11 protein-coding genes are annotated in these 13,071 nt (G+C 72.4%); 3 read left to right on the top strand and 8 right to left on the bottom strand.

Translation table 11 applies throughout. The annotated features are described in order from the left end of the window. Positions 1–234 precede the first annotated feature (234 nt). Entirely contained in the window at positions 235–1,056 is an 822-nt protein-coding gene (queF, locus tag ACYVJJ_RS10820; protein WP_460833488.1) for an NADPH-dependent 7-cyano-7-deazaguanine reductase QueF, read from the bottom strand. After that, positions 1,053–2,369, bottom strand: coding sequence for an amidohydrolase (locus ACYVJJ_RS10815; RefSeq protein ID WP_460833486.1), 1,317 nt, complete (start codon positions 2,367–2,369; stop codon positions 1,053–1,055). The genes queF and ACYVJJ_RS10815 overlap by 4 nt, the downstream gene beginning before the upstream one ends. A 112-nt stretch (positions 2,370–2,481) precedes the next feature. Here ACYVJJ_RS10815 and ACYVJJ_RS10810 point away from each other — a divergent pair, with 112 nt between their 5' ends. Beyond that, positions 2,482–3,816: an APC family permease gene (locus ACYVJJ_RS10810; RefSeq protein WP_460833485.1), complete on the top strand. Its 1,335-nt coding sequence runs from the start codon at positions 2,482–2,484 to the stop codon at positions 3,814–3,816. Between the two features lie 78 nt (positions 3,817–3,894). On the opposite strand, the gene fghA is transcribed toward ACYVJJ_RS10810, so the two are convergent. Then, the gene (gene fghA, locus ACYVJJ_RS10805) at positions 3,895–4,725 is read right to left on the bottom strand and encodes an S-formylglutathione hydrolase (protein ID WP_460833483.1); all 831 of its coding nucleotides are present in this window, start codon (positions 4,723–4,725) and stop codon (positions 3,895–3,897) included. Beyond that, positions 4,722–5,834 carry an S-(hydroxymethyl)glutathione dehydrogenase/class III alcohol dehydrogenase gene (locus tag ACYVJJ_RS10800; RefSeq protein WP_460833482.1) on the bottom strand — a complete coding sequence of 371 codons (1,113 nt, stop codon included), beginning with the start codon at positions 5,832–5,834 and terminating at the stop codon, positions 4,722–4,724. The genes fghA and ACYVJJ_RS10800 overlap by 4 nt, the downstream gene beginning before the upstream one ends. 145 nt (positions 5,835–5,979) lie before the next feature. Between ACYVJJ_RS10800 and ACYVJJ_RS10795 the strand changes: the two genes are divergently transcribed. Next, positions 5,980–6,798 (top strand): alpha/beta fold hydrolase, encoded by an 819-nt coding sequence (locus ACYVJJ_RS10795; RefSeq protein WP_460833480.1) that lies wholly within the window; start codon positions 5,980–5,982, stop codon positions 6,796–6,798. Further along, positions 6,785–8,359, top strand: a complete 1,575-nt coding sequence (locus ACYVJJ_RS10790) for a hybrid sensor histidine kinase/response regulator (protein WP_460833478.1) — start codon at positions 6,785–6,787, stop codon at positions 8,357–8,359. Before ACYVJJ_RS10795 ends, ACYVJJ_RS10790 begins: the two co-directional genes overlap by 14 nt. Before the next feature lie 10 nt (positions 8,360–8,369). On the opposite strand, the gene ACYVJJ_RS10785 is transcribed toward ACYVJJ_RS10790, so the two are convergent. The 4 genes from ACYVJJ_RS10785 to ACYVJJ_RS10770 all read right to left on the bottom strand — a co-directional run bounded on the left by ACYVJJ_RS10785 (position 8,370) and on the right by ACYVJJ_RS10770 (position 12,958). Beyond that, a complete protein-coding gene (locus ACYVJJ_RS10785; protein ID WP_460833477.1) occupies positions 8,370–10,526 on the bottom strand; it encodes a TonB-dependent receptor family protein in 2,157 nt (718 codons plus the stop codon). 29 nt (positions 10,527–10,555) lie between these two features. Further along, entirely contained in the window at positions 10,556–11,650 is a 1,095-nt protein-coding gene (gene zapE, locus ACYVJJ_RS10780; protein ID WP_460833475.1) for a cell division protein ZapE, read from the bottom strand. After that, entirely contained in the window at positions 11,643–12,347 is a 705-nt protein-coding gene (locus ACYVJJ_RS10775) for an alpha/beta hydrolase (RefSeq protein ID WP_460833474.1), read from the bottom strand. The genes zapE and ACYVJJ_RS10775 overlap by 8 nt, the downstream gene beginning before the upstream one ends. Before the next feature lie 95 nt (positions 12,348–12,442). Then, positions 12,443–12,958: a c-type cytochrome gene (locus ACYVJJ_RS10770; RefSeq protein ID WP_460833472.1), complete on the bottom strand. Its 516-nt coding sequence runs from the start codon at positions 12,956–12,958 to the stop codon at positions 12,443–12,445. Positions 12,959–13,071 lie beyond the last annotated feature (113 nt).

Raw genomic sequence — 13,071 nt, 5'->3', positions numbered from 1 at the left:
GGCGATGGGGGCGCCATGGTAGTCCGCGGCGTGCGAGGCGCAAAAAAACGGCGCGACTCGTCGTCGCGCCGGGTCGCCCCGCACTGCGGACCTCTTCAAGCGGCGGTCGCGACCGCGATGAGCGGCGGGCACGACGTCTGAGCGGCAGCCGGCGCACGCGCCGGTGAGTCGACGGCCAGCGTCGCCGCCGACGCGTTAAGCCGGAGGGACGCCCGTGTTAATCCGCGACGCGCATCACTGCCGTTCGTCGCGTGCCGCCGCCGGCGCCGGCGTGCCGGGCGTCGCCCGCCATGGATTGATGTCGAGCCCGCCGCGCCGCGTGTAGCGCGCCTCGACCGACAGCCGCTCCGGCGCGCCGGCGGCCTGCAGGTCCACGAAGATCCGCTCCACGCACTGCTCGTGGAACTCGCAGTGGTCGCGGAAGGAGACGAGGTAACGCAGCAGGCTCGCATGCTCGAACGCCGCGCCCCGGTAGGCGACGGTGACGCGCGCCCAGTCCGGCTGGCCGGTGACCGGGCAGTTCGACTTGAGCAGCGCGCTGGTCAGCACCTCGTCGACCGTGCCCCGCGCGGGGTCGAGCGCGATCAGGCCGGCATCGGGCGGACCGTAGTGGGTGATGTCGGTCTCGATCGCATCGAGCAGTACCGCCGGCTGGCGGCGATCGATCGGCGGCAGGCCGAAGGTGACGCTGACGTCCGCACCGGCCGCATGCGAGACGTCCGCGGCGATGCGCGCGCGCACCTCCTCGTAACCGTCGAACACCGTCGAGTTGAACGAGTTGAGGTAGAGCTTGAGCGACTTCGATTCCACGAGGTTCGGCGAGCTCGCCGGCACGCACAGCGTCGCCGTGGCGACATGCGGCTTGCCGCGGCGATCGAGCCACGACAGCTCGTAGGCATGCCAGCGATCGTGACCCGTGAACGGCAGCGGCGCGGCGATGCCGAGCCCGGCGCGGCCCTGCGCGCGCGGGATCGGAAACAGCAGCGCGGCATCGTACTCGCGCGGGTAGTCGACACTGCGCCCCAGCGGGATCGCCGGATCGAGCGTCGTGCTCATGTCGCCTTCCCGTGCAGGAAGTCGAGCGTGGCCTGCAGCATCGTGCGCAGGCCAACGTCGAGCGCGCCCTCGTCGAGGCGGAACTCGGGCGAATGGTTACTTGGCGCGGCGGCCGGATCGGTGCCCTTCGACGTCGCGCCGACGAACCAGAACAGGCCCGGCACTTCCTTCGCGTAGTACGAGAAGTCCTCGGCGCCCATCTGCAGCGGGGGCTCGAGCAGGTTCGCATCGCCCACCACCGCGGCCAGGCTGGGGCGCATGCGCGCGGTGAGGTCGACGTGGTTGAAGGTGACCGGATTGCCCGGCGCGTCGGGCACCTGCGCATCCACCGTCGCGCCGTGCGCGGCGGCGACGTGCGTGGCGACGTTCTTCAGGTCCGCGAACACCTTCTGCCGCATCGCCTCGTCGAACGTGCGGATGGTGCCGATCATCTGCACCTCGTCGGGGATGATGTTGTAGCGGATGCCGCCGTGCACCGCGCCGAAGCTCACCACCACCGGGAGCCTGGCGATGTCGGTGCGGCGCGCGACGATCGACTGCGCGCTCGTGACGACTTCCGCCGCCGCGGCGACCGGATCGATGCCGCCCCACGGCCGCGAGCCGTGCGTCTGCCGGCCCTTCACGGTGATCGCGAAGCGGTCGGACGCCGCCATCAGGGGGCCCGGCCGCACCGCCACCTGCCCGACCTGCAGGGTCGAGAAGACATGCAGGCCGAAGATCGCGTCGGGCTTGAAGTCGCGGAACAGGCCTTCCTCCAGCATCAGCGCGGCGCCGCCCTTTTCGCCGGTGGGCGCGCCTTCCTCGCTCGGCTGGAAGACGAGCATCACCTGCCCGGGCAGCTCGGCGCGCATCTTCACCAGCGACTGCGCGATGCCGAGCAGGATCGCGGTGTGCGCATCGTGCCCGCAGGCATGCATCACGCCCGTCGTCTGGCCGTTGAACGTGGTCGTGACCTTCGACGCGAACGGCAGGTCGACGCGCTCGGTGACCGGCAGCGCGTCCATGTCGGCGCGCAGCGCGAGCTTCGGGCCGGGGCGGCCGCCTTCGATGATCGCGACCACGCCGTGGTTCGCGATGCCGGTGCGCGGCTTCAGCCCCATCTTCCGCAGCGCATCGGCGACCTTCTTCGCCGTCTGCACCTCGCGGTTGGAGAGCTCCGGGTACTGATGGAAGTCGCGGCGCCAGGCGACGACCTGCGCGCCCACCGCCTGCGCGGCGGCATCGACTTCGGGCCGCGCGGCGGCGCGAGCGTCGTGCACGGAGAGCGCGGCGAGCGCCGCGGCGAGGGAGGCGGTGACGAGCGTGGGGCGCATGGGGGCACTTCGTGAGCGGGGCATCGATGCTATCCCAGCTTTCCATGGCCTCGGCTGCAAAAGCGCGCGCGGCATGCGACGCTGCGCGCACTTTCCATTCATCGGGCTGACCGTGGCCAACGACTCCTCCCGCCTGCTGCAGGGCGATGCCGCACTCGTCCGCGCCATCGGCGTGTTCGCGCTCGCCGCGGCGGTGATCAACTCCACCATCGGCGGCGGCATCTTCCGCATGCCCGGCGCGCTGTCGGCGCAGGTCGGGCAGGCGGCGCCGCTCGCGCTGATCGTCGGCGCCTTCGCGATCATCCCGATCGCGCTGTGCTTCGCCGCCGCCGGCAGCCGCACGCATGCCACCGGCGGGCCGTACACGTACCTCTCGGTCGCCTTCGGGCCGTTCGTGGGCTTCGTCGCCGGCGCGCTGATGTGGATCAGCCACGTCGCCTCGAGCGCAGCGGTGGCGGCCTCGTTCTCGCAGCAGGTGGCGAACCTCGCGCCTTCGCTGGGCGGCGACGGCGCGCGCGCCGCGCTCATCATCGGCACCTACGGCCTGCTGTTCGCGCTCAATGCCTTCGGCGTCAAGCTGGGCGCGCGCGCGGTGGCCACCCTCGCCACGATCAAGCTGGCGCCGCTCGCGCTGCTGGTGCTGATCGGCCTGCCGTTGGTGGACTGGAGCCAGGTGAGCTTCGCACCGGGTGACGTGCCTTCGCTCGCCGCGCTCGGCGGTTCTCTGGTGCTGGTGATGTTCGCCTACTCCGGACTGGAGACCGCGCTGGTGCCGTCCGGCGAATTCGACGACCCCGCGAAGAACGTGCCGCGCGCGACGCTGGTGGCGATCCTGCTGGTGGTCGCGCTCTACCTCGGCCTGCAGATCGTCGGGCAGGGCCTGCTAGGCGCGCGGCTGGCGACCAGCGACGTGCCGCTGGCGGAGACGGCCGGCGAGATCTTCGACGGCGGCCGCACGCTGCTGCTCGTCACGACCTGCGTGTCGATGGCCGGCTTCCTGCTCGGCAACCTGCTCGGCTCCTCGCGCCTGCTGTTCGCGCTCGGGCGCGACGGCTACCTGCCGGGCGCCTACGGCCACGTGAGCGCCGGCCACCGCGTGCCGCTGATGGGCCTGGCCACGCACGCGGGCCTGGCCTGCGTGCTCGCGGTGGGCGGCACGTTCGACGCGCTCGCCGCGATCTCCGGCGGCGCGATCTGCCTCGTCTACGCCGCGGTGGCGCTGGGCGCGTGGCAGCTGCAGCGTCGCGGCATCGCCGAGCGCGGCGCGCCCTTCCGCATGCCCGGCGGCGCGCTGATGCCGATCGTCGGCTTCGCGATCATGGCGGCCATCTGCACCACGCTGAAGCCCGAGGAATGGCAGGCGATCGGCATCTCGCTCGCCGCGCTCGTGCTCGTCTACGCAGGCCTGCGGCTGATGCGCCGCCGCGTGCACGTGCCGGCGCCCTGACGACGCGACGTTGGCCGCGGCACGGGCGGCGACGCATCGCCACCGCGACGGCTGCCCCGATACCGCCCGCATCGCGCCTCAGCCGCGCAGCATCTCCGCATGGTGCGCGAGGTGCTCGTCGATGAAGGACGCGATGAAGTAGTAACTGTGGTCGAAGCCCGGCCGCAGGCGCAGCTCGAGCGGATGGCCGGCCGCCTCGCAGGCCTCGCGCAGGCGCTCGGGCTGCAGCTGCGTCTCGAGGAATTCGTCGGCCAGGCCCTGGTCGACGAGCAGCGGCAGGCGCTCGGGCGCGGACGCGACGAGCTCGCAGGCGTCCCAGTCGCGCCAGGCTTCGCGGTCGGGACCGAGGTAGGCGGAAAACGCCTTCTCGCCCCAGGGCACCTGCGTCGGCGCGACGATCGGCGCGAACGCCGACACGCTGCGGTAGCGCCGCGGATTGCGCAGTGCGATCACCAGGGCGCCGTGCCCGCCCATCGAATGCCCGCTGATGCCGCGCGCCTCGCTGGCCGGGAAGTTCGCCTCCACCCACGCCGGCAGCTCGTCGACGACATAGCGGTGCATGCGGTAGTGCGCGGCCCACGGCGCCTGTGTCGCATCGACGTAGAAGCCGGCGCCGATGCCGAGGTCGTAGCCGTCGGCGTCGGGCACGCCCGGCCCGCGCGGCGAGGTGTCGGGCGCGACGAGGATCAGGCCGTGGTGCGCCGCGCACTTCTGCGCGCCCGCCTTGGTGATGAAGTTCTGCTCGGTGCACGTCAGACCCGAGAGCCAGTACAGCACCGGGCACGGGCCTGTGAGCGCTTGCGGCGGCAGGTAGACGCCCACGCGCGTGGTGGTGCCGAGCGTTTGCGAATCGAGTTCGTAGACGTCCTGGAACCCGCCGAACGATGCATGGCGCTCGATGCGCCTCATCGGAAGTGCACCACGCTGCGGATCGACTCGCCCGCGTGCATCAGGTCGAACGCGCGGTTGATGTCGTCCAGCGGCATCGTGTGCGTGACGAACGGCGCGAGCTCGATGTCGCCGCGCATCGCGTCCTCGACCATCCCCGGCAGCTGGCTGCGGCCTTTCACCCCGCCGAAGGCCGTGCCCAGCCATCTGCGCCCGGTGACGAGCTGGAACGGCCGCGTGGAGATTTCCTGCCCGGCGCCCGCGACACCGATGATCACGCTCTGGCCCCAGCCGCGGTGCGCGCATTCCAGCGCCGCGCGCATCACCTCGACGTTGCCGATGCATTCGAAGGAATGGTCGACGCCCCAGCCGGTCATCTCGACGATCACCTGCTGGATGGGCTTGTCGTGATCCTTCGGGTTCACGAAGTCGGTCGCGCCGAACCGGCGCGCCATCTCGAACTTCGACGGATTGGTGTCGATCGCGACGATGCGGCCCGCCTTCGCCTGGCGCGCGCCCTGGATCACCGCGAGCCCGATGCCGCCGAGGCCGAACACCGCGACCGAGTCCCCTTCCTGCACCTTCGCCGTGTTGTGCACCGCGCCGAGGCCGGTGGTGACGCCGCAGCCGAGCAGGCAGACATGCTCGGGGTTCGCGTCGGGATTCACCTTGGCGAGCGAGACCTCGGCGACGACCGTGTATTCGCTGAAGGTGCTGCAGCCCATGTAGTGGTAGAGCGGCTGGCCCTCGTAACTGAAGCGCGAGCTGCCGTCCGGCATCACGCCCTTGCCCTGCGTGGCGCGCACCGCGACGCACAGGTTGGTCTTGTTGGATCTGCAGAACAGGCATTCGCCGCATTCGGCGGTGTAGAGGGGGATCACGTGGTCGCCGGGCCTCACCGAGGTCACGCCCTCGCCGACCTCGACCACGACACCCGCGCCCTCGTGGCCGAGCACCACCGGGAACAGGCCTTCCGGATCGTCGCCCGACAGCGTGAACGCGTCGGTGTGGCAGACGCCGGTGTGCGTGATGCGCACCAGCACCTCGCCGGCGCGCGGCGGGGCGACGTCGATCTCGACGATGCGGAGCGGTTCACCGGGGGCGAAGGCGACGGCGGCGCGGGATTTCATTCGGGACGGCTCGGGACGGGGAAGCGTGATCCTACGGCGAACATGAACCCGCGTGCCGCGACCGGCCGGGGGCCGCGGACGTACACGGCCTTTTGACATAGCCTTCACTCCAATAGGCCGTTTCGCCGCACCGCCGGGACCCACGATGTCGATCCAAGAGCGCCACCACGTCACCACTTGCGGCGAAGGCGCGCCCGCGTTCGTGTTCGCCCATGGCTTCGGCTGCGACCAGTCGATGTGGCGTTTCGTCGCCCCGCACTATGCGCGGCGCCACCGGACCGTCTGCTACGACCTCGTCGGCAGCGGCCGGTCCGACCTCGCGGCATACGAGCCGCGGCGCTACTCGAGCCTGCAGGCGCATGCCGACGACCTGATCGAGGTGATGCGCGCGACGACCGACGGCCCGGCCGTCTTCGTCGGCCACTCGGTCAGCGCGATGATCGGCCTGCTCGCCGGCATCAAGGCGCCCGAGCTGTTCGCGGCGCAGATGTGGCTCGGGCCCTCGCCCTGCTACATCAACGACGGCGACTACGTCGGTGGTTTTTCGCGCGCGGACGTCGACTCGCTGCTCGAGACGCTCGACAGCAACTACCTCGGCTGGGCCAGCACGATGGCGCCGGCGATCATGGGCGCGCCGGACCGGCCCCATCTGGGCGAGGAGCTGACCAACAGCTTCTGCCGCACCGATCCGGAAATCGCGCGCCACTTCGCGCGCGTGACGTTCCTGTCCGACAACCGCGCGGACCTGCCGCGCCTGCAGGTGCCGACGCTGATCCTGCAGTGCAGCGACGACCTCATCGCGCCGCAGAGCGTGGGCGAATACCTGCATCGCCAGCTGCCCCGTTCGAGCCTGCGCGTGATCCAGAACGTGGGGCACTGCCCGCACCTGAGCGCGCCCTGCGAGAGCATCGAGGCCATGGACGGCTTCCTCGAATCGCTCGGCGTGGTCCGTGAGCCCGCCTGAGGATCCGACGCGCGGCGAGAGCGACGCGCTGTACGAGGACGCGCCCTGCGGTCTGCTGATGACCGGGCGCGACGGCACGATCCTGCGCGCGAACCGCACGTTCTGCCGCTGGGTGCAGGTCGAGCCCGATGCACTGGTCGGCCGCCGGCGCTTCCAGGACCTCCTCACCGTGGGCGGCAAGATCTTTCACCAGACGCACTTCGCGCCCCTGCTGCAGATGCAGGGCTCGGTGTCGGAGGTGAAGCTCGACCTCGCCCGCCCCGACGGCCCGCCACTGCCGATCGTGCTGAACGCAGTGCGGCACCCGCGCGACGACGGCTGGGAGGACGCGATCGCCGTGTTCGTCGCCCAGGACCGCCACGCCTACGAGCGCGAGCTGATGCTCGCGCGCAAGCGGGCCGAGGAGCTCGCCGCGCGCCAGCTCGAGGCGCAGGAGCAGCTGCGCCGCGCCGACCGTCGCAAGGACGAGTTCCTGGCGATGCTCGCCCACGAGCTGCGCAATCCGCTCGCGCCCATCAGTACCGCCGCGCACCTTCTCGCCAGTGCGACCGAGCAGGCGCAGCTGCAGCGGATCGCCGACATCATTGGCCGGCAGGCGTCCCACCTCACGCACCTGGTCGATGACCTCCTCGACGTCTCGCGCGTCACCCGCGGCCTGATCCAGCTCGAGCGCGAGACCCTCGACCTCGCCGACGCGGTCGAGGCCGCCGTGGAGCAGACCCGCCCGCTGGTGGTCGCCCGCGCGCATGCACTGCAGGTCCGCGTCCCGCGCGGCACCTACGTCGATGGCGACCGCACGCGCCTCGTGCAGGTCCTGGCGAACCTGCTCAACAACGCGGCGAAGTACACGCCGCAGGGTGGGCGGATCGAGGTCGACCTCGAGGTCGACGGGCCGCATGCGGTGGTCACGGTGCGCGACGACGGCCTCGGCATCGATGCGGCGCTGCTGCCGCACATCTTTGACCTGTTCTCGCAGGCCGAGCGCACGCCGGACCGCTCGCAGGGCGGCCTCGGGCTCGGCCTCGCGCTGGTGAAGAGCCTCGTGGCGCTGCACGGCGGCGACGTCGCTGTCCACAGCGACGGCCTGCACCAGGGCAGTCGCTTCAGCGTCCGCCTGCCGCACACCGTGCAGGCGCCGCAGGCATCCGGGGTACCGGTGTCGCCCGCGGTCGTCGCGCCGCGCCCGCTGCGCGTGCTGGTGGTCGACGACAATGCCGATGCGCTCGAGATGCTCGTCGCGGTCCTCGACATCGCCGGGCATGCCACGCGGTCCGCCGCGACGGCGGAAGGCGCGCTGCGGATCGCCGACGCGTCCATCGACGTCTGCGTGCTCGACATCGGCCTGCCGGACATCTCCGGCTACGAGCTCGCCACGCGCCTGCGCGAGCGCGTGCCCCGCGCGGTGCTCGTCGCGCTCACCGGCTACGGCCAGGCGCACGACCGCGTGCTGTCGAAGGCAGCCGGCTTCGAGCACCACCTCGTCAAGCCGGTGGACATCGAACGCCTGCTCGCCCTGCTCGCCTCCATCGCGGTGGACGTGCAGGCGCGCGCGCCGGCCTGAGCCTGCGTCGTCAGTCGAGGTAGTCGAGCGCGATGCCGACGTTCACCGCGCGCCCGGCACCCGGCTCGAACGCGCGGCCGTTCGCCTCGTTGACGATGACCGAGCCGACGTGCCGGCGGTCGCCGAGGTTGGTGACGCCGCCGAAGACACGCCCGCGCCAGCGCCGGGTCTCGAAGCCGTAGCCGGCGCTGGCATTGAGCAGCGTGTACCCCGACGCGCGTGCGGCGCCCGCGGTGTCCGCGCTGACGCCGCCCACGTGCTGCGCTTCGCCCTGCACGTGCCAGCCGAGCGCGCCGCCGCGACGCAGCACGAGGTGCGCCTGCGTGCGCGGCACGCCCGGAATGCGCGTGCCGGGCGCGACGACCGCGGCAGGCGTCGCGCAGCCCGGGCCCGCGCAGGCCGGGAACGGCGTGCGGTAGGTCGCGTCGAGCCAGGTGACTGCGATGCGCGCCTGCCAGGCGCCGCCGAGATCCGCGCGCACCGCGGCTTCGACGCCCTGCCGGCGCGCGTCGCCCGCATTGCGGAAGACGGTGCGCCCGCCGCTGCTGCTGCCGACGGCGAGCTCGTCGCGCGTGGTCGCGCGGAAGGCGGTGAGCTCGCCGCGCAGGCCGGCGCGATCCAGCCGCAGGCCGAGTTCCGCGTTGCGCGAGCGCATCGGGCGCAGCCGGAAGTTCGGTCCGCTGCCGCCGTCGGCGCGGTAGGCGAGCTCGTTGAAGGTCGGTGTCTCGAAGCCGTGGCCGTAGGCCGCATGCAGCGACACGCCCGGTGCGGCGCGCCAGGTGGCGCCGAGCACCGGCGACGTGCCGCGGTAGTCGACCCCGCCGCTGTCGTCGGGATTGCCCGCGGTGACGTAGCGGTCGCGCGAGCGGAAGCGCACGCGGCTCGCACGCAGGCCCGCGGCGAGCGTCCAGGCATCGCTCGCGTCCCAGTGCGCCTGCACGTAGGGCTCGACGCTGCGCACGTCGTCGTCCTGCTGCTGGCGCAGACGCCCGCGCACGCCGAGCGCGGTGCCGGTGAAGTTCTCGTAGCCGCGTCGATCCTGGCGCTGCGCCTGCACGTCGAGGCCGGCAACGACGTCGACCGGCCGGCCGCGCATGCGGCCCTGCCAGGTCCAACGCGCATCGACGCCCGCGGAGGGCGAGCGCAGGTCGATCCAGCCACCCGCGCTGAGCGGGCTGGCCTGCGCCGCGACCGGCGTGCCGAGCACCTGCTCGATGCGGCGCTCGCCGCCATACGCGAGCAGGCGCAGCTCACCGTCCGCGAGCGGCTGCGTCCAGATCGCGCCCAGCTGCAGCTGGCGGGTGGACTTGCGCGTATCGAACGCGAGGGCAGCGGCGCTCGCCTGTCGTGGATCCGCCGCGGCCTGCGCGGCGGTGAGGCCCTGCGGATCCTCGACGTCCGGCGCGTCGAAGCCGTTGAGCACGAGCGTGAGCCGTCCGCTGCCGAGCGTGCGCGACGCCTTGGCATGCAGCCCGTCGCGGCGCGTGCGGCTGTGCGCGCGGTAGCCGTCGGTGCGCAGGTAGGTGCTCGACGTCGAATACGCCCAGTCGCCGAGCGCGCCGGCCGAGCCGGTGCTGAGCCGCCACGTGTCGAAGCTGCCGCCGACGAGCTCCATGCCGAGCTGCCCGGGCGCGCCGCCGTCGCGCGTGAACGCCTGCACCACGCCGCCCGCACCGTTCCCGTAGAGCGCCGCGAACGGCCCGCGCAGCACCTCGATGCGCGCAAGCCCCGCGAGCGGCACCTGCGCGACCTGGCCCTGCCCGTCCGGCGACGTCGCCGGCAGGCCATCCACAAAGACGCGCACGCTGCGGATGCCGAACGTGGCGCGCGTGCCGAAGCCGCGGATCGAGACCTGCTCGTCCTGCGCATAGTTCTGGCGCGTGCGCGCGAGCACGCCCGGAACACCCGCGAGCGTCTCGGCCAGCGCGGTGCCCGCGGTGTCCGTGCGCAGCGCGTCGCCCGCGACCACGGTCATGGCGGCCGGCGTGCGGTCCAGCGGCCGCGCCACGCGCGTGGCGGTGACCTGCACGCGGTCGAGCTCGGCGGCGTCGGGGGCCTGTGCGCCTGCGGTGGGCGCGATGCCCAGCAGCAGGGGCGCGAGGCACCGCGCGGGAATCGTGTTCGGAGGGCGCACGGAGGCCATCGGCGGCAGCGGGCTCGCGAGCATGCGCAGGCGCCGATCAAGCAGCCGTGAGGTCAGCCGCGGTGTTCGAGTGCGAGGTATTCCGCCGACCGCATCTCGATCAGGCGCGAGGCGGTGCGCTCGAAGGCGCCGCCGAGGCGGTCGCCGGCATAGAGCTCGGTCGGCTCGGCGTCGGCGGTGCAGACGAGGTTGACGTGGCGGTCGTAGAACTCGTCGACGAGGTGCACGAAGCGTCGCGCCGCGTCGCCGCGCGTGTCGTCGAGCCGCGGGATGCCGCCGACCAGCACGGTGTGGTGCTCGGTCGCGATCTCGATGTAGTCGGCGGCCGCGCGCGGGCCCTCGCAGAGCGCGGCGAAATCGAACCAGGCATGGCCTTCGACGCGTCCGCGCGTGGGGATCTCGCGGCCGTCGACCACGAGCGGGCCGGGCTCCACCGGTGCGCCCGCGGTGAGCTCGCGCCAGCGCGTCGCGAGCCAGGCGTCCGAATCGGCGTCGAGCGGCGCGCGGTAGACCGGCGACTTCGTGAGCGCGCGCAGGCGGTAGTCGGTCGCGCTGTCGAGGAAGACCACGCGGCAGTGCGTTTCCAGCAGCGCGATCGCCGGCAGGAAGCGCTCGCGCTGCAGGCCGTGCAGGTAAAGGTTCCTGGGTTCGGTGTTCGAGCTCGTCACCAGCGCGACGCCTTCGGTGAACAGGCGCTCGAGCAGGCGCCCGAGCAGCATCGCATCGCCGATGTCGTTGACGAAGAATTCGTCGAGCACGAGCACGCGCATCGACTCGCGCCAGCCGCGCGCGATCGCCACCAGCGGATCGCGCTCGCCGGCGTGCTCGCGCAGCGCGGCATGCACCTCGCGCATGAAGCGGTGGAAATGCGTGCGGCGCTTCTGTTCGAAGGGCAGGCCGTCGAAGAACAGGTCGATGAGATAGGTCTTGCCACGGCCGACGCCGCCCCAGAGATACAGGCCCTGCGGTGGCGCCGGCGGCGCGCCGAACCAGCGGTCGAGCAGGCCGCGCGCGACCGGTGCGACGAGCGCGTCGTGCAGGCGGTCGAGCTCGGCGAGTGCCGGCTGCTGCGCCGCGTCGAAGCGCATGTCGCCACGGGCGACGGCCTCGGCATAGCGCGCCGACGGGCGCGATGCGGGCTCAGCCATGCGCCGGCGCCGGCAGGTGGTCGCGAACGCCGGCCTTGATCGCGCCGCGCAGGTCCATGAGCCGGCCGTGGAAGAAGTGGCTCGTCTCCGGGATGCGGATCAGCTCGGGTGCCGCACGCAGCGTGCTCACGTGCTCGATCCAGCGGTAGACCTTGTCCGGCGCGACGATCTCGTCGGCATCGCCCTGCACCACCAGCCACGGGCCGGTGTAGAGCGGCATCGCGTCGAAGTCCCAGCTGCGCCCCGCGGGCGGCGCAACGGAGATCAGCAGGCCCGGCTGCAGCTCCGCCGCGTTGCGCAGGCTGACGTAGGCGCCGAAGCTGAAGCCGCCGAGCCACAGCGCCTGCGACGGATGCGCGGCGCGCACCCAGTCGACCACGCAGCGCAGGTCGTCGGACTCGCCCTCGCCCTCGTCGAACTCGCCGGCCGACTTGCCCACGCTGCGGAAGTTGAAGCGCACGGTGGTGGCGCCGAGCTCGCGCAGCGCGCGGCAGGCCATCGTCACCACCTTGTTGGACAGGCTGCCGCCCTCGGTCGACAGCGGATGGCAGAAGACGACGACCAGCGGGAGCGCCGCGACATCCGCCTCGGGCGCATCGACCACCGCCTCGAGGGGGCCGGCGGGGCCGTCGAGCAGGACCGCGACGCTCGCGCCCGCGAGCAGGGCGGCACCGGTGGGGAACGGGGGCTGGGGCATGCGCGAGAGCCTAGCGGGCGGGGCCTTGAGGCCGGGTGGAGGCCGGAAACGACGACGCCGCCCGGAGGCGGCGTCGGTCGCGATCGGGGCGCGGCTTACTTGAGGTTCGCCAGCATCCAGTCGACGGTGGCGACGACCTGCTCGTCGGTCAGCGCCGGGTTGCCGCCCTTGGCGGGCATCACGCCGGCATTGCCCTGGTAGCCCTCGATCGCATGCTTGTGGAGGGTGTCCTTGCCCTGCGCGATGCGGCCGCCCCACTGCGCGGCGACGAGCGTCGGCGCGCCGCCGGCGCCCGAGCCGTGGCAGCCGGCGCAGAGCTGGCCGTAGATCACCGAGCCGTCCTTGGTGCCGCCGTAGGCGACCTGCGAGGCGGCCGCCGCCGCTGCAGCCGCCGCCGCGGCGGCCTGCTGCGCGGCGCCGGTCTGGCCCGCGTAGACCGCGCCGACCGGCGCGATGCGCGACTCGGTCACGCGGTTCATCGCCGGGTCGCGCTCGGGCGGCAGCGCGCCGTGCAGGTAGAGCGCGCCCAGGATCAGGCTGAGCATGACCAGGAACAGGAACCCGATCAGCATCGAAAACTTCTTGAGGAACTCGAGGTCGTAATTACGCACGATCCACCTTGGGCGCGCCGCGGGGCGCGTATGACCGGTTGAATCCGGGATCCGGAACGGACGCGGTGGGCGCGCGAACGGCTCCACCGGGCACGCCAGTTTATCACCGCCGC

It is taken from the genome of Lysobacter humi (ex Lee et al. 2017) (genome assembly GCF_054781815.1).
Note: the sequence above shows the minus strand (reverse complement) of the source record. Positions and strands in the feature narration are given on the sequence as shown.